The organism is Pseudomonas sp. H3_E07 (genome assembly GCF_054668895.1).
Genome location: NZ_CP162795.1, coordinates 2835385 through 2858949 on the forward strand (window position 1 = coordinate 2835385; position 23565 = coordinate 2858949).

The following is a 23565-nucleotide window of genomic DNA, read 5'->3' on the forward strand; positions in this document are numbered from 1 at the left end:
CCCGCGCTCGTTAAATACAAGGGCGGGCCAATAACCTTCATGTAGGCAAATGTTTCAGCTCTGACAGCGGGGAAGACCTCAGAGGGCTTCGAGTTTCGCGTAACCCATCATCAGCCACTTGCTGCCTTCGGCGAAGTTCACCTGCACCCGTGCCTGGGCACCCGCGCCTTCGAAGTTGAGGATCACGCCTTCACCGAACACTGAATGCCTGACCTGCTGGCCAAGGCTGAACTGGGTTTCCGGGATTTCGGAGCCGGCAAACAGGCTGCTGGAGTTCTGCTGCTGGCCTCCGCCGAATGGGCGGCTGACGCTGTTGGACAGGCGCACTTCCTGGATCAGACCCTTCGGCACTTCACGTACGAAGCGTGACACCTTGTTGTAGGTCTCGCTGCCATACAGGCGTCGGGTCTCGGCGTAGGTCATCACCAGGTTCTGCATGGCGCGGGTGATGCCCACGTATGCCAGGCGGCGTTCTTCCTCAAGGCGGCCGGGTTCTTCCAGGCTCATCTTGTGCGGGAACAGGCCTTCTTCCATGCCCACCAGGAACACATACGGAAATTCCAGGCCCTTGGCGCTGTGCAAGGTCATCAGCTGGATGCTGTCTTCATGCTCATCGGCCTGGGTATCACCGGCTTCCAGCGACGCGTGGCCGAGGAACGCAGCCAGCGGCGTCAGCTCTTCGTCTTCCTCGGTGTTTTCGAAGGCACGGGCGGCGCTTACCAGTTCCTCAAGGTTTTCTACCCGGGCCTGGCCTTTCTCGCCTTTTTCCGCTTCGTGATAGGCGATCAGCCCGGACTGTTCGATTACCGTCTGGGTCATCAAATGCAGGGGCATTTGCGCGCACTTGGCCGCCAGGTTCTCGATCAGCTCGACAAACACCCCCAACGCACCGGCTGCGCGGCCAGTCAGGCCTTTATTGACGATGAGCAAGCGCATGGCTTCCCACATCGACACATCGGCATGGCGTGCGTGATCGCGGATGGCCTCGACGGTTTTTTCGCCGATGCCGCGCGCCGGGATATTGATCACCCGCTCCAGCGCCGCATCGTTGCCGCGACCTTCCAGCAAGCGCAGGTAGGCCATCGCGTTCTTGATTTCGGCGCGCTCAAAGAAGCGCTGGCCGCCATAGATGCGGTACGGGATGCGTTCGCGCAGCAAGGCTTCTTCCAAGACCCGCGATTGGGCGTTGGAACGGTAAAGGATCGCGATGTCGCTGCGCGCCAGGCCGGTCTTCAGCGCGCTTTCGATGGTTTCCACCACGTAGCGCGCTTCATCGTGCTCGTTGAACGCGGCGTACAGGTTGATGGCCTCGCCTTCGCCGCCGTCGGTCCACAGCTCTTTGCCCAGGCGCCCGGTGTTGTTGGCGATCAAGGCGTTGGCGGCCTTGAGGATGCCGGCGGTGGAGCGGTAGTTCTGCTCCAGGCGGATGGTCACCGCGTCTGGGAAGTCTTCGGAATACTGGTAGATGTTCTCGATTTTCGCGCCACGCCAGCCGTAGATCGACTGGTCGTCGTCGCCCACCACCATCAGGCTGTCGCCACCCTTGGCCAGCAGGCGCAACCAGGCGTACTGCACGGCGTTGGTGTCCTGGAACTCGTCCACCAGAATGTGACGGAAGCGCTTCTGGTAATGGGCCAGCAGGCCTGGGTTGTCACGCCACAGGTCGAGGGCGCGCAACAGCAGCTCGGAGAAATCGATAACCCCGGCGCGTACGCAGGCGGCCTCGTAGGCTTCATAAATGCTGCGCATGGTGGCCAGGAACAAATCACCGCTGGCCTGGATATGTTGTGGGCGCAGGCCTTCGTCTTTCTGGCCGTTGATGAACCATTGCGCCTGACGCGCCGGCCAACGCTGCTCGTCGAGGCCCAGCTCGCGGATGACCCGCTTGACCAGGCGTTGCTGGTCATCGCTGTCGAGGATCTGGAAGGTCTGGGCCAGGCCCGCCTCCTGCCAGTGTGCCCGCAACAGGCGGTGTGCCAGGCCGTGGAAGGTGCCCACCCACATACCGGCCGGGCTGATGCCCATCAACTGCTCGATGCGATGACGCATCTCGGCAGCGGCCTTGTTGGTGAAGGTCACCGACAGGATGGAATGCGGGGACGCGTTTTCGACCTGGATCAACCAGGCGATACGGTGCACCAGCACTCGGGTTTTACCGGAGCCAGCACCGGCCAGGACCAACTGACGGCCAACAGGGGCCGCTACGGCCTGGCGTTGGGCATCGTTGAGGGAGTTCAGCAAAAGGGAGAGATCATCGCGCATCGGCGCATTCTATGGCCCCCGGGGAAGTGGGGCAAATACCAATGCCGGGTGGTCGACGGAAAACCGCCCGGGTGATGACCGGTCGGTCAATGGCCGCAGCCCGCGGGGCGTCTCGCTCGAGCCCTCTGGCACCGAAGTTTGCGCCGCAAGACCGTGCAGATTTTATGACGTAGAGCAGTTTGGCCCAGGCGCTTGCTTGTGTATGCTCCGTCGACGTTTCGGGCTCACCATTATAAGAACACTGCCTATGACCTTCAGCACTGATCTGCTCGGCCCCTCAGCGGCGCCCGCGCAGGTTCTTCGCAAACACTACGCCACGGAGATGGCGGTCGAGCGCACGCGCCTGCTGTATCAGGGTTCGCTGTTGCCGACCCTGTTGATGCTGGTGAATGGCCTGGTCTGCGCCTGGCTGTTGTGGAACCCCAAGCAATACCTGCTGGACAGTATCTGGCTGGTCTGGCTGCTGGCCCTGGTGGCGATGCGTGTGATCCAAGTGGCGGCGTTCGACTCGGCCATGCCCAGCCGCCAGGCTCAGCCGGTGTGGCGGCGTATGTTCATGCTGGGTTCGGCCGTCAGCGGTCTGACCTTGGCCACGGCCGCCATCGCGCTGGTGCCGGTCGATAGCTTCATGCAACAGGCCTGGGTGTTCGGCCTGATCGGCGCGGCGACGCTGTCCGCCAGTGTGGCCTATGCCGTGAGCCTGCCGGCGTTCTTGTCGTTCGCCTTGCCGTGTCTGGTGCCGGCGATCCTGTACCTGTTCTGGACCGGCGACCCGCAGCAACGCGGTTGGGGTGTGCTGGGCCTGATCCTGCTGGCATCCTTGAGCCTGGTGGCGTGGCAGGTCAATCGCCTGATCCAGCGTGGGCTGCTGCGGCGGTTTCAGAATCAGGCACTGATCGAACATCTGCAACAGGCACAACAGCGCAGCGAGCAACTCAATCAGGAGCTGGTGCGCGAAGTTGAACAACGTCGTCAGGTCGAGCACGAACTGCGCGAAGCCCAGGTCGGCCTGCAGGACCGCGTGGCGCAACGCAGTCAGGAGCTGGACGCCACCCATCTGGCCCTGAATAAAAGCGAAGCGCGCCTGGCCATGGCGCTGCAAGCCAGTGAGTTGGGCCTGTGGGACTGGAACCTGCAAACCGACGAAGTCCATCACACCCAACTCAAGGAGTTGTTCGGCCTGGAGCCGGAATACGTCACGGCCATGCTCAGCCACCTCAAGCCGCGCTTGCACCCTGATGACCTGCCGCTGCTCAAGCGTGCCTTGGTGGAACACCTCAAGGGCCGCAGCGAGGACTACCAGGTGGAATACCGCGTGCGCCACGGCGATGGGCACTGGGTGTGGATCGAAGACCGTGGCCGCGCCGTGGAGCGTGCGCCCAGTGGGCGGGTGACGCGCATGCTGGGTACGCGTCGCGATATCACTGCGGGCAAGGCCCTGGAAGAACAGCAGCGTTTGGCGTCGACAGTATTCGAGGCCGCCAGCGAAGGCATCGTTATCCTTGACCCGGACTACAAGCTGATCGCCGTGAACCAGGCGTTCAGCCGTGTCACGGGTTTTGAAACCGACGACATGATCGGTCGCAATGTGGTCGAACTGCCCAGCAGCCGCGATGCCCGCCGCCACTTCCCAGTGATCCGCCAGGCGTTGCTCAGCCACGGTACCTGGCAGGGTGAACTGGTGGAGACGCGCAAGAACGGCGAGCTGTATCCGCAGTGGCTGCAATTGAATGTGGTGCGCGATGTCCGAGGAAAAGTCAGCCACATTGTGGGCTTCTTCGCCGATCTCTCGGCGCGGCGCGAGTCCGAAGAGCGCATGCGCTACCTGACCCATTACGACGAATTGACCGGCCTGGCCAACCGCTCGCTGTTCCGCGAACGGCTGCGCGAGGCTCACCAGCGCGTACGCCAGGGCGGGCGCAACCTGGCGTTGCTGCACATCAACCTCGACCGCTTCAAATTGCTCAATGACAGCCTCGGCCATGAAGTTGCCGACCAACTGCTGCAGAAAATGGCGCGCCGCCTGATCAACGCTTTACCTGAGGCTGACACCATCGCGCGTCTGTCCGGGGACGAATTCGCTGTGCTGTTCGACGCCTACGGCAACCTCTCCAGTCTTGCGCGAGTGGCCACGCGGTTACTGGCCAAACTGCGGGTGCCCGTGACGGTGGAGGGGCATGAGCTGGTAGTGAGTGCCTCGATGGGTGTCAGCCTGTTGCCGGACAATGCGCGGGAAATTTCCGCACTGGTCAGCCAATCCAACATGGCCATGCAACATGCCAAACACCTGGGCGGTAATAACTTCCAGTTCTACACCGACAGCCTGCAAGCCAGCACCCTGGAGCGCTTGCAGCTGGAAAACCACTTGCGCAAAGCCATTGAGGAGGGCCAGCTCACGGTGTTCTATCAGCCGAAACTCTGCCTGGCCACCGGCAAGCTGAATGCTGCCGAGGCGTTGATCCGCTGGGAGCATCCGCAGTGGGGCATGGTGCCGCCGGGGGACTTTATCGGCCTGGCCGAAGAGACGGGTCTGATCGTGCCATTGGGCGAGTTCGTGCTGCGCGAAGCCTGCTGGCAGGCTTGTGAATGGCAGCGCCAGGGGCTGGCGCCGATCCGGGTGTCGGTGAACCTGTCGGTGCATCAACTGCGCCAAGGCAAGCTGGTCAGCCTGGTGCGCCAGGTGCTCGAAGAAACCGGCCTGGACCCGCAATACCTGGAGCTGGAGCTGACCGAAAGCCAATTGCTCGACAGCGTCGAACACATCATCGCCACCTTCCAGCAACTGCGGGACCTGGGCGTGAAACTGGCGATCGACGATTTCGGCACGGGTTATTCGTCCCTGAGCTATCTCAAACGCATTCCCGTGGACTATGTGAAGATCGACCAGACCTTCATCCGTGGGCTGGGCCAGGGGCGTGAAGACGCGGCCATCACCCGCGCCATCATCGCCATGGCCCACGGGCTGGCGCTCAAAGTGGTGGCCGAAGGCGTGGAAGATCAACAGCAGCTGGATTTCCTGCGCGGTGAACGTTGTGACGAGGTGCAGGGCTATTTGATCAGTCGGCCGATGGAGGCCAAAGGGCTGGCAGATTTGTTACGGAAAAATGCGGATTTTCCCTAGTGATGCTTGGGGCCGCCCTGTTGCTACAACTTGGCCGCCCTTAGATTCAAAGGGGGGCAGGGCGATTTAGTGATGCGCCGGACGGGCAAAACGACAATTCTTGTAGTATAACTACAAGCTTGCTACATCCCTGGCCCTGCCCATAACAAGAGTCCTGCCCTTTGAACCTGTTGCAACATATCGCCCAGTCGCGCCACCTGTTACGCAAATCGGAACTCAAGGTTGCCGATCACGTGCTGCTTGACCCTGCGGCTGTGATGCACAGTTCCATGGCCGACCTGGCGCACAGCGTGGGCATCAGCGAGCCGACCATCGTGCGTTTCTGCCGCGCCATCGGTTGCTCCGGGTTCCAGGACTTGAAGCTCAAGCTAGCGCAAAGCCTGGCCGCGGGTGCCAGCTTTGGCCAATTCGCGATCCATGAAGACGACTCCGTCGCCGACTACAGCCTGAAAATCTTCGACACCACCCTGCACACCTTGATGGAAGTGCGGGAGAAGCTGGACCCGGTGGAGTTGCAAAAGGCCGTGACCGCCATGTCCCAGGCCCAGCGTGTCGAGTTCTATGGCTTTGGTGCTTCTGGCGCGGTGGCTGCCGATGCCCAGCACAAATTCTTCCGCTTGCTGCTCACCGCAGCGGCCTACAGCGACCCGCACATGCAGGCGATGTCGGCGGTGACCTTGAAGCCTACGGACGTAGCCATCTGCATTTCCCAGTCGGGCCGTTCCAAAGACCTGCTGATCACCGCCAACCTGGTGCGTGAAAGCGGTGCATCGCTGATCACCCTGTGCCCGAGCCAGACGCCGTTGGCGGAACTGTCCACGGTCAACCTGGCGATTGATGTGCATGAAGACACTGAAATCTATACGCCGCTGACCTCGCGTATTGCCCATCTGGTGGTAATCGACGTGTTGGCGATGGGCGTGGCCATGGCGCGCGGGCCGAGCCTGGTCAACCACCTCAAGAGCGTGAAGCGCAGCTTGCGCAGTCTTCGCCTGTCGCCCAAGTCGGTCAAAGCCCTCGACGATTGATTCAAAGTCACACACGGTCAAATGTGGGAGCAGGCAAGCCAGCTCCCACAGTGGATCTGCGTCAGCTTTAGAAGATTCATCGTCCTGTAACCCCCGCGCCGCCAAACCGTCATCGCCCAGGGCCATCCTGAACTCCCCGTACTCGCATTGGGAGACTCCAAATGGCCCGGCCCTACGAAGACAGCAACAGCTCCGTCAAAACCCGTCGTCAGCAGGAAGACCAGCGCCGCATGGCGTTCCGTCGCGCAATCGAAGACCGTTGCGAGGAGCGCCAACTGCTCCAGAGCATCAGTGACTACCCGGAACTCCATTGGCAGGCGCCCGCGGGTGCCCAGCGAAACGCTCAGCCAGTGCGCTGATCTGCACCCGCTCGCTGCGGATAAAGCCCAGGAACGCATGGGCCACCGGTGACAGGCGCTTGGCTTTGGCTTGCACCAGGCACCAACTGCGGTACAGCGGCAGTTCTTCCACCGGCAGCTCCTTGAGCCCGCCGGTGGCCAGTTCCATGTTGACTGCGTGACGCGTCAGCAGGGCCACGCCCAACCCCGCGCATACACATTCACGCTGCGCCTCGGCCGAGGCCACTTCCACCGCCTGGGTGAAGTGCACGCGTTTTTCCTTGAAATACTCCTCGCAGGCCAGTCGCGTGCCGGAGCCTGGCTCGCGCAGCAACAGTGTGTAGGGTTCCAGATCCTGCAGGCGCAGCGGCCCTTGCAGGCTTAGCGGGTGATCGTGTGGCGCCACGGCGACGATCGGATTGTTGAGGAACGGCAGGAATTCCAGGCCCATGTCCTGGGGCACCATGGACATGATCACCAAGTCATCGCGGTTGTCCGAGAGCCTTCGGATCACCTGGGCGCGGTTGACTACCGTGAGGTGCAACTGCACTTCCGGATGCTGGCGCTTGAAGGCGGCAAACAGGTGCGGCACGAAGTACTTGGCGCTGGACTCAATCGCCAGCTTGAGCTGGCCTTGCAGCGAACCCTGCATATCCGACAGCTGCATATCGAGGTTTTCCAGGCGCCCGAAAATGTCGCGACTGGCGCGTTGCAAGGCTTCGGCGGCCTCGGTCATGTAGAGCTTTTTGCCGACATAATCGAACAACGGCTGGCCGATCAGCTCTTCCAGCTGGCGGATTTGCAGACTCACGGCCGGTTGAGTGAGGGACATTTCCTCGGCTGCGCGGCTGTAGGAGCGCAAATCGCAGACTTCATTGAAGATCTGCAATTGACGCAATGTCATACGCATCAATGATTTACGCATTATTTCAATCCTTTCGCCCCAGGCCGTCCGGCCAACTATAAGTCTTTACTTATGCACGACCCAATAATTATTGATTTTTGTTAATCCCTCTGCAGGCTTAGTGTGTGTCTCGCGACTGTCATGAAACATTTGGTCACGCGCCGACCCGGGTCTAGCGGGTCGAAGAACGCAGCAATCGGCTCAAGGGAATTTCCAAGTGATAAAAAAGATCCTGATCGCCAACCGTGGTGAAATCGCCGTACGAATCGTGCGTGCCTGCGCCGAGATGGGCATTCGCTCGGTCGCGGTCTATTCCGACGCCGACCGCCACGCGTTGCACGTCAAGCGTGCCGACGAAGCCCACAGCATTGGTGCCGAGCCCCTGGCCGGCTATCTGAACCCGCGCAAGCTGGTGAACCTGGCGGTGGAAACCGGTTGTGATGCGCTGCACCCTGGTTACGGCTTCCTGTCGGAAAACGCCGAACTGGCAGACATTTGCGCCGAACGCGGCATCAAATTCATTGGCCCGTCGGCAGAAGTGATTCGCCGCATGGGCGACAAGACCGAAGCGCGCCGCAGCATGATCAAGGCCGGTGTACCGGTCACGCCGGGCACCGAAGGCAACGTTGCGGATATCCACGAAGCCCTGACCGAAGGCGACCGCATCGGTTATCCGGTGATGCTCAAGGCCACTTCCGGTGGCGGTGGCCGTGGTATCCGTCGCTGCAACAGCCGTGAAGAACTTGAACAAGCCTTCCCTCGCGTGATCTCCGAAGCCACCAAGGCCTTCGGTTCGGCGGAAGTGTTCCTGGAAAAGTGCATCGTCAATCCCAAGCACATCGAAGCGCAGATCCTCGGTGACAGTTTTGGCAACGTGGTGCACCTGTTCGAGCGCGATTGCTCGATCCAGCGCCGCAACCAGAAGCTTATCGAGATTGCCCCCAGCCCCCAGCTGACCCCAGAACAGCGCGCCTACATCGGCGACCTGTCGGTGCGTGCGGCCAAGGCCGTGGGTTACGAAAACGCCGGCACCGTGGAGTTCCTGCTCGCCGAGGGCGAGGTGTACTTCATGGAGATGAACACCCGGGTGCAGGTGGAACACACCATCACCGAAGAAATCACCGGTATTGATATCGTCCGCGAACAGATTCGCATCGCCTCCGGCCTGCCGCTGTCGGTGAAACAGGAAGACATCCAGCACCGTGGTTTCGCGTTGCAGTTCCGCATCAACGCTGAAGACCCGAAGAACAACTTCCTGCCCAGCTTTGGCAAGATCACCCGTTACTACGCCCCCGGCGGCCCTGGCGTGCGTACCGACACGGCGATCTACACCGGTTACACCATCCCGCCGTTCTACGACTCCATGTGCCTGAAACTGGTGGTGTGGGCGTTGACCTGGGAAGAAGCCATGGACCGCGGCCTGCGAGCCCTGGACGACATGCGCCTGCAAGGTGTGAAGACCACCGCCGCCTACTACCAGGAAATCCTGCGCAATCCGGAATTCCGCAGCGGCCAATTTAATACAAGCTTTGTGGAAAGCCACCCTGAGCTGACCAACTACTCGATCAAGCGCAAACCCGAAGAGCTGGCCCTGGCCATCGCCGCCGCCATCGCCGCCCACGCAGGCCTGTGAGGAATATAAGAATGAGCAAGAAAATCTTCGTAACCGACACCATCCTGCGCGACGCCCACCAATCGTTGCTGGCGACCCGCATGCGTACCGACGACATGCTGCCGATCTGCGACAAGCTCGACAAAGTCGGCTACTGGTCCCTGGAAGTCTGGGGCGGCGCGACCTTCGACGCCTGTGTGCGCTTCCTCAAGGAAGACCCGTGGGAGCGCCTGCGCAAACTGCGCGCCGCGTTGCCCAACACTCGCCTGCAGATGCTGCTGCGCGGCCAGAACCTGCTGGGCTACCGCCACTACAGCGACGACGTGGTCAAAGCCTTCGTCGCCAAGGCTGCCGTAAATGGCATCGACGTATTCCGCATTTTCGACGCCATGAACGACGTGCGTAACCTGCGCGTGGCGATCGAAGCGGTGAAAGCCGCCGGCAAACACGCCCAAGGCACCATCGCCTACACCACCAGCCCGGTGCACACCGTCGAAGCTTTTGTGGCCCAGGCCAAGCAGCTGGAATCCATGGGTTGCGACTCGATTGCGATCAAGGACATGGCCGGCCTGCTGACGCCGTACGCCACCGGCGAACTGGTCAAGGCGTTGAAGGCCGAGCAAAGCCTGCCGATCTTCATCCACTCCCACGACACCGCCGGCCTGGCTGCGATGTGCCAGCTCAAGGCCATCGAAAACGGTGCCGACCACATCGATACCGCCATCTCCAGCTTCGCCTGGGGCACCAGCCACCCAGGCACCGAGTCGATGGTCGCCGCCCTTAAAGGCAGCGAATTCGACACTGGCCTGAGCCTGGAACTGCTGCAGGAAATCGGCCTGTATTTCTACGCCGTGCGTAAGAAATACCACCAGTTCGAAAGCGAATTCACCGCGGTCGATACCCGCGTTCAAGTCAACCAGGTGCCCGGTGGGATGATTTCCAACCTGGCCAACCAGTTGAAAGAGCAGGGTGCGCTCAACCGCATGAACGAAGTGCTGGCGGAAATCCCGCGTGTGCGTGAAGACCTCGGCTTCCCGCCGCTGGTCACTCCGACCTCGCAGATCGTCGGCACCCAGGCGTTCTTCAACGTGTTGGCTGGCGAGCGCTACAAAACCATCACCAACGAAGTGAAGCTCTACCTGCAAGGCGGCTACGGCAAGGCGCCAGGCATTGTGAACGAGAAACTGCGTCGCCAGGCCATCGGCAGCGAAGAGGTGATCGACGTACGCCCGGCCGACCTGCTCAAGCCGGAAATGACCAAGCTGCGCGGCGAGATCGGCGCGTTGGCCAAGTCTGAAGAAGACGTGCTGACCTATGCCATGTTCCCGGACATCGGGCGCAAGTTCCTCGAAGAACGCGACGCCGGCACCCTGGCGCCTGAAGTGCTGTTGCCGATCCCTGAAGCCGGCGGCGTGGCGCGCGTCGGTGGCGAGGGCGTACCGACTGAATTTGTGATCGACGTGCACGGTGAAAGTTACCGCGTGGACATCACCGGTGTGGGCGTGAAGGCTGAAGGCAAGCGCCATTTCTACCTTTCCATCGATGGCATGCCGGAAGAAGTGGTGTTCGAACCGCTCAACGAGTTTGTCAGCGGTGGCAGCAGCAACCGCAAGCACGCTACGGCGCCGGGTCATGTCAGCACCGCAATGCCGGGCAATATCGTCGACGTGCTGGTCAAGGAAGGCGACGTGGTCAAGGCCGGCCAGGCCGTGCTGATTACCGAAGCCATGAAGATGGAAACCGAAGTGCAGGCCGCTATTGCCGGCAAGGTGACCGCGGTTCATGTGGCCAAGGGCGACCGGGTCAACCCTGGCGAAATCCTGATTGAAATCGAAGGCTGATCCAGCCTTCGAAACTACCGTTTAATCCTCGGGGGGGCAGGTGCCCCCCCTTTTTTTTGCCCGAAATCTGGCAGGTTTAGAAGCTCATCTTCCATTGGCCCATCAAGCCTTGGTTACGGCTGTTTGTACCGGCTTGGACGCTGTAGGTCAGGCCTACGGTGTGCTGTGTCGACAACGCGAGGTCCAGGCCAGCGTGCAGGTCCAGGCTATTGCGGTCCAGCGAGGTGCCATTGATGGTGAAACCGTCTGCCATGGCCGGCAGGGCTCGATAGGACTGGCGGACCTGGCTGTCGACGTCGCCGTAGAGGTGTTTCCAGCTTGTGCTGAGGTGAGGTGTGAGGCTGATCTGGTTATCGAATCGATACAGCGTTGCCAAGCGCAGGCCAAAAGTGCTGCTCAGGTTTTGCTGGGTTTGTGCGCCGACGTTCAGCGCGGTCAGACCTCCCGTTTCCTTGAAACTGTCGCGGTGGTAGCGCTGGAAGCCGAGGCCTGCGAAGGGTTCGATGCTCAGATCCGCGACGCCCAATTGATAGCCCATTTCAGAGAACAGGGTTTGGCTTTGAGCGTTGTATTTGCCCTTTAGCTGCTCCTTGTAATCAAGCAGGTTGACGTTGCGCTTGTTCTGGCCAGCATGGTCGCTGTAGATCGCACCCAGGCGCAGGGCCAGCGGTCCGTCCTGGCGCACGGCATAACCCCCCAGGTGCCAGCTGTCCAAGTTGGCGGAGAAACGTTGGGCATCGAGGTTGCTGGTGGATTTCGCGGCGATGACACCGACTCTCCACGCGTCATCCAGTGCCCAGTCGGCACCCAGCAACAGGCCTTGGCTTTCGTATTTCATCCCGGCGCTGCCGCCTTGTTTGTCGAGGCTGCCGCCGTTGCCCAAGCCTTGCACCCAGACGTGGCCTTCGTCGTCGGTGGGCAACGAGCGCAGGGTCGAGAGCAATTGGTTGCTCAGGTGCTGCGTGGTGTTGTGCGTTGCCGTGGCAAGGTTGGCGTTCTGGCTGCCGGCCAACTGCTCAAGGCTTGCGCCGATCCCTCCGGGTTGTTTGCCCAGTGCATCGCCGAATTTTTCCAGGGCTTTGATTTGCTCGGAGTTCAGTTCTCCGGACTCCAGTAACCGAATCAACGCGGGCTCCAGCACCTTGGCCACCTGCAAGCCATTGTGGGAGGTCGCTTTCTGAGTGAGATAACCGTCGAGGGGCTCCGCGTTGGCTTCGGGCTCGTAAGGCCACGCGTCGGGCAGCGCATCGTCGGGTTGAAACGGATACGGCAGGTATTCGATATCGCCTCGCGCCTGCGCGGTTTGAAGGCTGGCGGCGCTGAGGGCAAGGGCAATGACAAGTGCGAGTCGGTGTTGTGTAAAGGACATGAAATCCCAACCTCTGATGAATGAGGCCGGGAATTTAGCGAGATCGCGGGGTGATAACTGTCAGGCCAACTACCCCTGGTTTGCGGGAGTTGTCTCTAGTCCGGCGCGATTAAAAACGCATCTGCTGTGGCCGCGTATCGAACACGGCGAAGGCAATCAGACCCTGAAATCGCTGAACGCGGTGTTCCGCCCCTTCGGCTTGCAGATGGGCGTGGTCAAGGTCCGTCGTAAATGGAGCGACTGACCCTCACCCGCGCCGTACGTAGCCCTTGCCGTAATGCCGCTCCATCCGTGCCTGGATCAGTTCCAGGCCGAGGGACATCACCCAGTAGATGATTGCTGCGGTGGTGAGCATCTCGATGTAGCGATAGCTTGAGCGTCCATAGGACTGCGCCAGGAACATCACTTCCCACACGCCCATCACTGAGATCAGGGACGAGTCCTTGAGCATCGAGATGAACTGGTTGGTGGCGGGCGGGATGATGGTGCGCATGGCCTGGGGCAGGGTCACGTGCCAGAAGATCACACTGTCACGCATGCCCAACGCCAGGGCCGCTTCGCGTTGGCCGTGAGGCACGCCGAGGATGCCGGCGCGAAAAATTTCGCTCAGGTAGGCGCCGTAGTTCAGCGACAACGCGATGATCCCTGCGACGATGGCGCCTGGCACCAGGCCCAGTTGGGGCAGGCCAAGGTAGATCAGGAGGATCTGGATCAGCAGCGGCGTACCGCGAAAGAACGACGCGTAAAAGCTGGCAATGCCAAAGGCCACGGCGCTTTTGGACAGGCGTCCCAGCGCGGTGACAAAGCCCAGTATCGACGAGGCCACGATTGCGCACAGGCACAGGAACACTGTCAGCGCCGCGCCTTGCAGAAAACCGTTAGGCGCCAGGTGCAGGCCCACCAGGTTGGGCAGTTTGTCGAGAATGATCGAGAACTTCAGGTCAAAGCTCAGGAAAAAACTCGCAAACAGGCAAAACAGCGCGGCCCAGGTCAGGTACAGCCGCGTGCGGAAACCCAGCAGGCGCTGAAGCCGCGATGCATTGACCGGCGGCTTGGGAGGCGTTGGAAATGCTGTCATTGGCTGATGTCAGCGCCGATCCATTTTTGCGACAGCTTGCTCAAGGTGCCGTCCTGTTTCAGCTGCGCGAAGACTTCACGCACTTTGCTGTCCCACTGCGGGTCGCCTTTTTCGATGGCCACCGAATTGGGCTCGGAATACAGCGGCTCGCCGGCCAGCTTGAAACGCTTGTCCTGGGTCAGGCGCGGTTGGGCGGTGACCAGGTTGGTGAGGATCGCATCCAGACGCACGCCGGCGCCCAGGCCCAGGTCCTGGAAGGCCACGTTGTCGGTGTCATACGGGGCGATCTGCACATCCTCGAATGGATATTGCAGTTGGGTGTCCTCGGCGCCTTCAATCACCAGGTTTTTATTCAGGTAGCTCTCGTAGCTGGAGGCGCTGGTGAGGCCGACTTTCTTGCCGCTCAGGTCCTTGGCGCTGTGGATGCGATCATCCTTGGCGTTGACCACGATCACCGCCGGCGACGCGTAATACTCCACGGGGAAGTCGAACACTTCGGCGCGAGCCTTGCTCGGAGTCATGGAGCAGATGCAGATGTCGTAGCGCCCGCTCCAGCGCCCGGCGGCGATCACGTCCCAGGACGGGGTCTCAAGACGCAACTTCACACCGAGTTTCTGCGCCACGGCCTTGGCCACGTCAACGTCGAAGCCATCCAGCTGGTTTTGCTCGTTCAAGAACGAGAACGGTGGATAGCTTTCCATCAGCACGCCCACCAGTTCTTTGTTCTTCTCGACGCGATCCAGCGTCGCACCGCCGAAGGCTTGAGTCGAGGCAGCCAGCAGGGTCAGGCCCAGGGCCAGCAACGGTTGAAGTTTCATGAAGGACACCGTTAGAAAAAAGAGTTGTTATGTACCGAATGGAGCGTATTAAATAGTTATAAGAACGACTCTCATAGTGAGTTATTTTCATAAGCTTATGAGTAAAAAGCATATGGCCACAGCAACAGTAATTCTCGATGGCGGCATGGGCCGTGAACTGCAGCGCCGCGGCGCGCCGTTTCGGCAGCCGGAGTGGTCAGCACTGGCGTTGAGCGAAGCACCGCAGGCGGTTGAAGCGGTGCATGCGGCTTATATCCAGAGCGGTGCCAATGTCATCACCAGCAACAGCTACGCGGTGGTGCCGTTTCACATTGGCGAGGAGCGGTTTGCCGCCGAGGGCCAGGCCCTGGCGGCCCTGGCCGGTACGCTGGCACGACGTGCTGTGGAAGCTTCCGGTCAGGCCGTGCGAGTAGCGGGTTCGTTGCCGCCGTTGTTTGGCTCATATCGCCCCGATCTGTTCGAGCCGCAGCGCGTGGCCGAGTTGCTGACGCCACTGGTGCAGGGCCTGGCGCCCTACGTTGACCTGTGGCTGGCGGAAACCCAGAGCTCCATCGCTGAAGCGCGTGCGATCCAGGCCGGGCTGCCGCAGGACGGCAAGCCGTTCTGGCTGTCGTTTACCCTCAAGGACGAAGACACCGACGACGTGCCGTGTCTGCGCTCCGGCGAGCCAGTGGCGGACGCGGCCGAAGCGGCGGCGCAGTTGGGTGTGCAGGTGTTGTTGTTCAACTGCAGCCAGCCGGAAGTGATCGGCGATGCGATTGATGCCGCGCGCCAAACCTTCGAGCGGCTCGGCGTGCACATTGAAATAGGGGCCTACGCCAACGCCTTCCCGCCGCAACCCAAGGAAGCCACGGCCAACGATGGTCTGGACCCACTGCGTGACGACCTTGACCCGCCGGGCTATCTGCACTGGGCTGCGGATTGGCAGGCACGTGGCGCCAGCCATTTGGGCGGGTGCTGCGGGATTGGGCCGGAGCATATCGCCGTGTTGGCGCAGAAGCTGGGTTAATTGAACCCACACAGGCCCAAATGTGGGAGCGGGCTTGCTCGCGAAAGCGGTGGGTCAGGCGACATCGTCGTTGGCTGAAACACCACCTTCGTGAGCGAGCCCGCTCCCACATTCATGTTGTGGTGACCGTGGGAGCTAGGCTCGGCACTCTGCCAGTGTGTTGAGCTGGCCTGAGGATGTTTGATTCGCCTCCGACAACCAGCGCTCAAACCCCGCCTCAATCGCCGGCCATTCCGAATCGAGGATCGAGTACCACGCGGTATCTCGGTTCTGCCCCTTCACCACCATGTGCTGGCGGAATACCCCTTCAAAACTGAATCCCAAGCGCTCGGCCGCATATTTGGAACGGGCATTGCCGTTGTTGCATTTCCATTCCAGTCGGCGATAGCCCTGCTCAAATGCATACTTGCCCAGCAAGTACACCGCCTCGGTGCTTTTGGGCGAGCGCTGCATCGGCGCACCGAAGGTGACGTGACCAATTTCAATACGACCTTGCGCCGGCACGATGGACATCAAGCTGAGGATGCCCTGTACCTGACCGGTCGCGCGGTCGATCACGCTGAAAAAGTACGGATCACTGTTGGCGGCGTGATTGTTCAGCCAGGCATCGAATGTGCTGCGCTCGGGAAACGGCCCATAGGGCAAGTAGTCCCACAGTTTTGGATCCGCGCCTGGGCCATGGAGGGCGTGGAACAAGTCGTCGCCATGGCGGGCCGGATCGAGTTTTTCCAGGCGGATGAAGCGTCCTTCCAGCAGTTGAGCTGTGGGCGCCGGGACGCCTTTCCAGTTGGCGAGAGAGGTCATTATGCTGCGCTCCTTAAAGGCCTTTGCGAAATTGGATGAAGCCAGGGCGTTCGGCGATGCGTTCGTAGAGTTGGATCGCGGTGGCGTTGGTCTCGTGGGTCAGCCAGTGGACCTTGCAGCAACCGTCAGCTTTGGCGGTGGCGTAGACGAATTCGATCAGCTTGCGGCCCACGCCGGTGCCGCGTTCGGTCGGGACCACCAGCAGGTCCTGCAGGTAGCAGGAGTTCTCGATGCTCCAGTTGGAGCGGTGGTAGATGAAGTTGACCATGCCCACCGCCTTGCCGTCCTGCCAGGCCAGGGCCGAGTGGGTAGGCTCGCTGGCGTCGATCAGGCGCTGCCAGGTGCTTTGGGTGACGGCGTCGGGCAGTTCGGTGTTGTAGAACGTCAGATACGCTTGCCACAGCGGCAGCCAAGCGGCGTGGTCGGCGGCGGTGACTGGGCGGATGTCGATCTGGCTCATTCTGTGGCTCCTTGGGGAATGAAGCGTGCGAGGGTCTGGTCACGCACATCGATGCTGGCGGCAAGGCCTTCGCGTACACCGGCAATATCCGCCGAGCTGCGGTTCTGGCTGAGTTTGCGTTTACCGATCAGGCGCTCGATCGGCAGGGCGAAGCCGACGATGGCTTTGAGCATGCCGTCAATGTAGTCGGCCGGGGCGTCGCTGACTTTCCACGGCTGCGCGCGACTGCCTTCGTGGCGATCGGTCAATGCCGTGACCACGGCGAGCAGGCGCTGGGCGTCGGTGAACACCTCGGCCTTGCCGTAAGCGTGCACGGCGATGTAATTCCAGGTGGGTACCACTTTGCCGTGCTCGGCCTTGGCCGGGTAAAACGCCGGGCTGATGTAGGCCTCGGCACCGGCAAAGATCACCAGGGTTTCGCTGCCGTTGTGCAGGTCTTGCCATTGTGGATTGGCCTTGGCCAGGTGCCCGTAGAGCGTGCCGTTCGGGCCCTCATCCGGGTTGAGCAGCAGTGGCAAGTGACTGGCCAGCAGGCCGTGCTCACCAAACGTCACCACTTGCGCCAGGCGAGTGTGTTGGATCAGCTGATGCAGTTCGGGCAAATCATCGAGGGCGAATGAGCGTGGTGTGTACATGCAAATTTTCCTTGGCGAATGCGTGCATCGTAGGCAGGCTAATGGCTCGTTGTAAGAGCCATCTGGAACCAATTTCATAGGTCCAATATGTCGCCTGTCTCGCCACCCCTGTCATTCAACCCCGCCGGTATTGAGTTGGATCGCCGTCAGGGCCTGACTCGCCAACTGTATGACGCCTTGCGCCAACGAGTACTGGACGGGCGGCTGGTCAGTGGCACGCGCTTGCCTGCTACCCGTGACTTGGCGGCCGCGCTGTCGATCTCCCGCAACAGCGTGGTGCGTGCCTACGATCAGCTGTATGCCGAGGGTTTCACGGAGAGCCGCGTGGGTGACGGAACTTATGTGGCGAAACTGCCCACTGCAAAAAAGCTGTCCACAAACCTGTCCACAGGGTTATCAACAGGCTTATCCCCAGGGTTATCCACAAATCCCTCTCAAAACCCTCAAGCTGCGCCGGTAAAAGTTATCCACAGCGCAGCGCTGGGGCGCTTGGAAAACAACCATTTGCCCCTGCCGCCCACGGGGCCACCGCGCGCTTTTCGCGTGGGTGTGCCGGCGTTTGATCTGTTCCCCTTTGACGTTTGGGCCAAGCTGAATGCGGCTTTTTGGCGCAAACCGGACTTGGAACAACTGTGTTACGGCAACCCCGCAGGCGACCCGCGATTGCGCGGGCTGATCGCCGCGTATCTACGCAGCTCGCGGGGCATGCAGTGCTCGGCTGAGCAAATTGTGATCACCAGTGGAGCGCAACAGGCAATTAGCCTTTGTGCACAGTTGCTGGTGGCGCCTGGCGATGGTGTGGCGATTGAAAACCCTGGCTACCGTGCGGCCGGCCATGCCTTCGCGTTGGCTGGCGCACAGCTGCGCGGCGTGGCGGTGGATGCAGAGGGCATTGATTGCAACGTGTTGAACACCTTGAGCGATTGCCGCCTGGCCTATGTCACCCCGTCTCATCAGTACCCGTTGGGCGTAGTCATGAGCCTGGCCCGGCGTCTGGAGTTGTTGGCCTGGGCCGAGCGTAGCGGGGGGTGGATCATCGAGGACGACTACGACGGCGAATATCGCTACAGCGGCGCCCCGTTGGCCCCGCTGGCGGCCTTGGATCGCAGCGGGCGCGTGCTTTATGTGGGCACCTTCGGCAAAGTCGCATTCCCCGCATTGCGCCTGGGTTACCTGGTGTTGCCGCCGACGCTGGTGGAGGCGTTCGCCCAGCGCCGCGCGGTGGATGTACGGCATTCGGAGGTCAGCACCCAGGCGGTGATGGCGGAGTTCATGGCCACGGGGCATTTTCAACGGCATATCCGACGCATGCGCCGTGCTGCACTCAGTCGGCGTAACGCGCTGCTGAACGCCTGGTCGGGCGAGCTGGCGGGCGTCGGCAGTCTGCCCAATGCCGCTGCGGGCCTGCACCTTACAGTACGGGTGGACAGCCTCGCTCGCGAACAGCAACTGCTGGCGCAAGCGCGCTCGGTTGAGGTGGAGATCAGTGCCCTGAGCAACTACTGGTTGCCCGACTCCAGCACACCCCCCGATCAACGCGCCGGGCTGGTGCTGGGGTTTGCCGCGGTGCCCGAGGCGGCGATCAGGCAGGCGCTGGGCCGGTTGCGCAAGGCCTGGACAGGTTAGGCGACAGGCTGAGGTGGTTTAGCCTTGAGGAACAGCGAGCGCGCCAACTGTGGACCGATTTCTCTACGGTACACGGCGATGTCGCTCAACGATTCGCGTTGGCCACCCATCTTTCGCTGCTTGTGGGTTTTCAGGTGGGCCGCGGTGTAGGCCTCGTTCGGACCGGTTGGGGTGGGGTAGTGAAAGTGTGCATACCACAGCGGGAGTTTGGTTGTGGCGTCCACCACCGTGTATTCCCGTAGATAGCCCTTGTCGCGCCCCCTGAGTTTAATGCGCTCGCCAACCGGTGGATCGACCGTCACGGCGCCCTCATGCAACAGTATTTCGATATGTGCGGCCTCCGGTGGGCGGCGCTTGAGCACGTCGATCTTGACGCGTTTGCCTTCTCGGTACAGTTTTTTGCCTGCCTCATCCAGGTTGCGGCTGGCCAGCGCGGCTGACGGCGAGTCGATTCCTGTCAGGTTGCTGGCGGTCAATGCGTCTTCGATGTCCAGGCTGGCCTGTTCCAATTTTTTGGCGTGCCGATGAAAGCTTTCTTCGATTTCCACTGGCAGCTGTGCGGTTTTTTTAGCCCAGGCTTCCTTACGGGTGATAAATGCGTCGACGCCATCGATCAGATCCAGGCCCGAATTGATGGCAATTTGCAGATCGCGGACCCGGGTGCGTGGAACGGGCTTGAGCACATGTTCCTGTTCCACCCAGACCCCGGGCTCTTTCTCGTGGAAGGTGGCAATAACCTTGCCCGTCATCGGCTCCTTCACATCGACCAGCGCTTTGCCGTCTTCAGCGGGAGTTTCTCGCTGTTCGCCGACCACTATCCCCTTGGAGCGCGTCTTGATGTACTTACGCTTCACTCTGGAGGTGGCGTTGGACGGGCCTGGGGTGGGTTCAAGTGTTTTGCGCTCGCGAAGCAGGGCCGTCAGTTGTTTCTTTGCGCGTTGGGCAAACTCATCCACTTGCGTGCGCAGGTTTTCGAGCTCGGGCCTGTTGAGGTCGGTGGGAAACTCCGCCGGCAGGTCCACGAGGTTCTGATCAACCCTGGAGAACTGGTCCGTCAGGCTATCCAGTGTTTCGATCAATTGCTCCAGGGGGGCCACATTGACGGGTTGCACGGCCTCCCTGAAGCTTTGCACCGTCAGCTCCGCCGCGTCGACGATGCGGCGTAAGGCCTCCCTGGCATCGACGCGCGATGGCGACTCGCCTTCTGTTACGCATAAGAAGTGGCTCAAGCTGACCTTGAGCGCCTTGAGGTCATCAATATCATGCCCTGACGCGAACCTATCATCGCTTTGGACCAGCTCTGCTCCCGACGGACCCAGGTCGAGGGCCTGTTCGCGGCGCTCTTGTACATATGCCAATCGATCGATCATGGCCTGTGTCGCGGTATACAAGTCGCGATAGTGAGCCGTAGGCCAGGTATCTTCTTGAATATTCTCGATATCGAAGTGGCCCTGTGAGGCTTGCAACTGTTTGCGAAATGGAATTCCTTGTTCATAGATGGCTGAACGCGCCAGCAATAGCTGGTGTTTCAGGTAACTCGCCATGCCGTCCTGGTAGTTGGGAACCGTGTCGATGATCTTCAAGGATTTAAGCTGTGAAATCGGCACGTCTATCTCTTTGAGGCGCGTATCGATCTGTTCGAGAAAGGTGGCCCTGGCCAACTCCTTTGCGTCATCCGCAGCACTGTCGATGGCGCTGCGCAGTTTTTCAAGACTGGCAGTGCGCTCGGCTCGCGTGTTTTCAAATAGCTCCAGTTTTTGACGTAAGTCAGCGATTTTCGGTGGCCTGAGGGCTTCACCTTTTTTGCGCCGACTGCGCAGGCCTGCGCCACGAAGACGCAAGCGTGTATCGACAAACCATTGGCCCAGTTGGTTACCGATTAGCAGCGGACCGTGCCGGCCCGGTTGTTGCGGATCGACGATCAATACTGCGTCGTTTTCATCGACGATCACTTCAAACCATCGCTCACCCACCGGGGCGTACCAGTGTTGGTCTTTGGCATAGAGATTCAGGTAGGGCCCGGCGACCGTATGTTGTTCGCCTAATTTATCGGGCTTGGGTAACGTGAAACTGTCCAGGAAAGTCCCCAGGCTTGGCGAGTTGCGGGTTATGGCTCCACTGATATGCAAGGTGTGCTCGTGGCCGATGGGGGGCCCTACGCCGTCCACCGTAGGTTTTTGTATGAGTTCTGGCTTGGCCGCAGGGGGTGGCAACTTTGGCAGTACGCCAGGCTTCTCGATGGCCGGCCCAGGCCCATGCCGTGTGGCTACGTGCGTTGCCAGCACCATGCCCAGCGTCAGGAAGATATCCACCAGGGCCGAAATGCCGGTTGTACGGTCGTCGATTTCTTTGGCGTCGACCATCTGTTGCAAGTCATCCATCAGTTGCCAGATCCAGGTCGCGGCGCCCACTGAGCGGCCCATAAACGGCAGCACGGTGTTAAAGATCAGCCACCCGGCGTTCTTGAGGCTTTGCCAGCGCGCCTCGGCGTTGGACAGCGATTGGCGATCGGCCAGCGTAACCATTGCAGCGGCGTTGGCCTTGAACAGTGTTGCGAAGTAATCACCGCGCAGTACCTCCTGCCCCAAGTCGATGGGCCCGGTCATCACTAATGCGTTCAGCGGGTCGTTCACCAGGCTGGTGAGCACCCAGGGCGAGGGCAGGCTGCCGGGAAAGACAAACTGTGCGTAAGCCGTGCGCACATTGTCAGGCAGCCAAGCCAGCACCGATTGGCGCAATGGGGTGTCTTGCTTGATCGCGTACAGCAGGTTGGAGGGCGATGGGAACTCCATCAACTGTACATCGGACAGCGGACGATAGAGCAGGCAAGGCCCCTTCTTCGGGTCTTGAGGACCAATGATGAACATGTTGCTGACCACGTCGACTGAGGCGGTCAGGCGCAACTTGGGGCGCAGGGACAGCGGGCGAATGACGATGGCCGCGCCGTCGACTTCACGGGCCGCGCTGTCAGGACTCAAGGCGGCACAAACGTAGCGATAGCCTTGTTCACTCACCCCGAAGACGCGCTGAACTTTGCACTGCAGCGCCAGCAACGGTAATTGCAGGCGTAGGTGAGCGATGTAGAGCTGTTGCCGACGCAGGGATTCGACAGGGTCGTCTAGGAGTGTGCGCTTGACCAAGGCCGGATAGCGCTCACCGACATTCGCCTGGGTAATCAACGCTTCCAGGTAGGCAGCCGTCATCCAGGCAGGCACATCGCTGCCGTTTTTATAGCTGACGGTTTTGTTGCCCAAAGGCAGGGCTATCAGGTTTTCCAGGGCCAGTTGCGCCAGCGTCAGGGTTTGGATCTGGGTATTGCCCGGCACAATCAAGGTGCCCCAGGCCTGCACGCTGGTAATGGTGATCCGTACATTGTTGAGTGTTGCGCGGGCAACCTCTGGGTGCTCAGTGAGCATGAGCGTATGAATGGCATCCAGGGCGAATTCATCGATGGACTTGATGCCATCATCAAAGGCTTTACCCGCGTCCTGAAAGTGCTGGGCCGCCACATCCATCGAGTATCGCCCATAGGCTGATTGATCGGTGGGAGACGCGTCGAGCAACCAGGTGGGCAGTGCATGATGAACCGCGTCGAGCCTGGATGGGGCTATCAGTGACAGCAAGTCAACCGTGTTGCTGGGGGCGGCTTGGGCCACGGTGGCTACCACTTCGCCGTTTTCGAAGGTGACCGCGCCGATCGCTTGAATTTGCAAGGCTATAAACGTGCAGGCCTGTTGCTCGAAAAAATTGCCGGCCGGCTCGAACAGGCGCCAGTGCATCGAGGAAGACCGTGCAATGGCACCGTGAGTGCTCAAGGATTCGCCAAACTCCTTCTGGCTGTTGAAGGCGGCGTAGCCAGTGCCAATCGAATAGCTGAGGATAATTTCACGCTCCCCGAGGCGCCCGATCAGCACCGCCAACGCTGCCAGGTTGGAGTGGCTGACCTGCGTGGCTTGCTGCACGTCGATATCAATCAGGTAGGCCTTGGTGTTGTACTTGTCGTGGAGCTGGCGGTCGGCGTAGTCGGGATAGAGAAAAACGTTCCTGGCGACGTTGCACTCATCTTCATCCCAGCCCTCGACGCTTTCGATATTCCAGATTCTGCGCAAGGCATTGGCAAAGCTCTGCCAGCGCGGGCCGTTCTCTTGCGGGCTCTGGTTCCAGAACAGAAGTTGCTGCTCTTGGTACGCGACGGGCAGCAGCGGTGCCAGCTCATTGATCAGGCTGCCGACAGTGTCCACCTTGACCGGCAGATGCACGTTCGGCCCGAGGGTGGTTTGATAGATCAGGTAATGCTCGCCGTCGATCCAGGTCACTGTGGTGTTGGACATCACGCACCGGGACAGCGCCCCGGTAAGCGATTGGGCGTGCGGCGTACCGGGCAGGATCACCTCTGCAGTGATTTGCCAGCCGGGTGTGATCAGAAGCGCCAGGTCGGGGTCAATGTCGAGGTCGGGATACAACTCGCGTAAGCTCGAACGCAGGGTGGCCGCGGCTACTTCGCGTAATGAAGGGCCGGTGGTCAGTTGGGTCAGTAAATCTTTGGCGCTGGAGGGGAATGTGGGCAAGAGGGGCTCCTGACAGGCAAGGTGATGAGGGCTGCCGAATGCAGCTCAAGACCTCAATCACGCTAAAGCGCAGGTCTGTCAGGAGGTGGTAT

At 60.7% G+C, this 23565-nt stretch carries 17 protein-coding genes; 8 read left to right on the plus strand and 9 right to left on the minus strand.

Annotated features, from left to right (window positions below; genetic code table 11):
• Nucleotides 1-78: 78 nt before the first annotated feature.
• Nucleotides 79-2262 (minus strand): DNA helicase II, encoded by a 2184-nt coding sequence (uvrD, locus tag AB4O08_RS12840; protein WP_010207622.1) that lies wholly within the window; start codon nt 2260-2262, stop codon nt 79-81.
• 247 nt (nt 2263-2509) lie between these two features.
• Here uvrD and AB4O08_RS12845 point away from each other — a divergent pair, with 247 nt between their 5' ends.
• The 3 genes from AB4O08_RS12845 (at nt 2510) to AB4O08_RS12855 (ending at nt 6770) form a co-directional block, all read left to right on the plus strand.
• Complete coding sequence (locus AB4O08_RS12845; protein ID WP_010207621.1) at nt 2510-5383, plus strand: EAL domain-containing protein; 2874 nt, start codon at nt 2510-2512, stop codon at nt 5381-5383.
• A gap of 161 nt (nt 5384-5544) precedes the next feature.
• Nucleotides 5545-6411 (plus strand): transcriptional regulator HexR, encoded by an 867-nt coding sequence (gene hexR / locus AB4O08_RS12850; protein ID WP_003177007.1) that lies wholly within the window; start codon nt 5545-5547, stop codon nt 6409-6411.
• 161 nt (nt 6412-6572) lie between these two features.
• The gene (locus tag AB4O08_RS12855) at nt 6573-6770 is read left to right on the plus strand and encodes a PA3496 family putative envelope integrity protein (protein ID WP_021492569.1); all 198 of its coding nucleotides are present in this window, start codon (nt 6573-6575) and stop codon (nt 6768-6770) included.
• On the opposite strand, the gene AB4O08_RS12860 is transcribed toward AB4O08_RS12855, so the two are convergent.
• On the minus strand, nt 6700-7674 hold the full coding sequence (locus tag AB4O08_RS12860; RefSeq protein ID WP_236266749.1) for a LysR family transcriptional regulator: 975 nt from the start codon (nt 7672-7674) through the stop codon (nt 6700-6702). The genes AB4O08_RS12855 and AB4O08_RS12860 overlap by 71 nt on opposite strands.
• Nucleotides 7675-7870: 196 nt before the next feature.
• Between AB4O08_RS12860 and AB4O08_RS12865 the strand changes: the two genes are divergently transcribed.
• Complete coding sequence (locus AB4O08_RS12865; RefSeq protein ID WP_003195732.1) at nt 7871-9286, plus strand: acetyl-CoA carboxylase biotin carboxylase subunit; 1416 nt, start codon at nt 7871-7873, stop codon at nt 9284-9286.
• An 11-nt stretch (nt 9287-9297) separates the two neighbouring features.
• Nucleotides 9298-11106, plus strand: coding sequence for a sodium-extruding oxaloacetate decarboxylase subunit alpha (gene oadA, locus AB4O08_RS12870; protein ID WP_010207617.1), 1809 nt, complete (start codon nt 9298-9300; stop codon nt 11104-11106).
• A 76-nt stretch (nt 11107-11182) separates the two neighbouring features.
• Here oadA and AB4O08_RS12875 read toward each other — a convergent pair whose 3' ends face one another.
• Nucleotides 11183-12475 (minus strand): autotransporter outer membrane beta-barrel domain-containing protein, encoded by a 1293-nt coding sequence (locus AB4O08_RS12875; protein WP_042571084.1) that lies wholly within the window; start codon nt 12473-12475, stop codon nt 11183-11185.
• Here AB4O08_RS12875 and AB4O08_RS12880 point away from each other — a divergent pair.
• A complete protein-coding gene (locus AB4O08_RS12880) occupies nt 12474-12719 on the plus strand; it encodes a hypothetical protein (RefSeq protein WP_137205824.1) in 246 nt (81 codons plus the stop codon). The two genes, AB4O08_RS12875 and AB4O08_RS12880, sit on opposite strands and share 2 nt — an antisense overlap.
• A gap of 3 nt (nt 12720-12722) precedes the next feature.
• On the opposite strand, the gene AB4O08_RS12885 is transcribed toward AB4O08_RS12880, so the two are convergent.
• Both AB4O08_RS12885 and AB4O08_RS12890 read right to left on the minus strand, forming a co-directional pair.
• Complete coding sequence (locus AB4O08_RS12885) at nt 12723-13553, minus strand: amino acid ABC transporter permease (RefSeq protein ID WP_010207614.1); 831 nt, start codon at nt 13551-13553, stop codon at nt 12723-12725.
• Entirely contained in the window at nt 13550-14371 is an 822-nt protein-coding gene (locus tag AB4O08_RS12890) for an ABC transporter substrate-binding protein (protein ID WP_021492572.1), read from the minus strand. The genes AB4O08_RS12885 and AB4O08_RS12890 overlap by 4 nt, the downstream gene beginning before the upstream one ends.
• A gap of 112 nt (nt 14372-14483) precedes the next feature.
• Here AB4O08_RS12890 and AB4O08_RS12895 point away from each other — a divergent pair, with 112 nt between their 5' ends.
• Nucleotides 14484-15380, plus strand: coding sequence for a homocysteine S-methyltransferase family protein (locus AB4O08_RS12895; RefSeq protein ID WP_021492573.1), 897 nt, complete (start codon nt 14484-14486; stop codon nt 15378-15380).
• A 135-nt stretch (nt 15381-15515) separates the two neighbouring features.
• Here AB4O08_RS12895 and AB4O08_RS12900 read toward each other — a convergent pair whose 3' ends face one another.
• From AB4O08_RS12900 to AB4O08_RS12910, 3 genes are read right to left on the minus strand one after another with little or no spacing between them, the layout of a single operon-like run.
• Nucleotides 15516-16187, minus strand: coding sequence for a GNAT family N-acetyltransferase (locus AB4O08_RS12900; RefSeq protein ID WP_021492574.1), 672 nt, complete (start codon nt 16185-16187; stop codon nt 15516-15518).
• A gap of 10 nt (nt 16188-16197) precedes the next feature.
• Nucleotides 16198-16644: a GNAT family N-acetyltransferase gene (locus AB4O08_RS12905; protein ID WP_069672968.1), complete on the minus strand. Its 447-nt coding sequence runs from the start codon at nt 16642-16644 to the stop codon at nt 16198-16200.
• Nucleotides 16641-17279: an FMN-binding negative transcriptional regulator gene (locus AB4O08_RS12910; RefSeq protein WP_044288076.1), complete on the minus strand. Its 639-nt coding sequence runs from the start codon at nt 17277-17279 to the stop codon at nt 16641-16643. Before AB4O08_RS12910 ends, AB4O08_RS12905 begins: the two co-directional genes overlap by 4 nt.
• A gap of 87 nt (nt 17280-17366) precedes the next feature.
• On the opposite strand from AB4O08_RS12910, the gene pdxR reads away from it, so the two are divergent.
• Complete coding sequence (gene pdxR / locus AB4O08_RS12915; RefSeq protein ID WP_047542430.1) at nt 17367-18905, plus strand: MocR-like pyridoxine biosynthesis transcription factor PdxR; 1539 nt, start codon at nt 17367-17369, stop codon at nt 18903-18905.
• On the opposite strand, the gene AB4O08_RS12920 is transcribed toward pdxR, so the two are convergent.
• Entirely contained in the window at nt 18902-23473 is a 4572-nt protein-coding gene (locus tag AB4O08_RS12920; RefSeq protein ID WP_460114168.1) for a dermonecrotic toxin domain-containing protein, read from the minus strand. The two genes, pdxR and AB4O08_RS12920, sit on opposite strands and share 4 nt — an antisense overlap.
• Nucleotides 23474-23565: the final 92 nt, after the last annotated feature.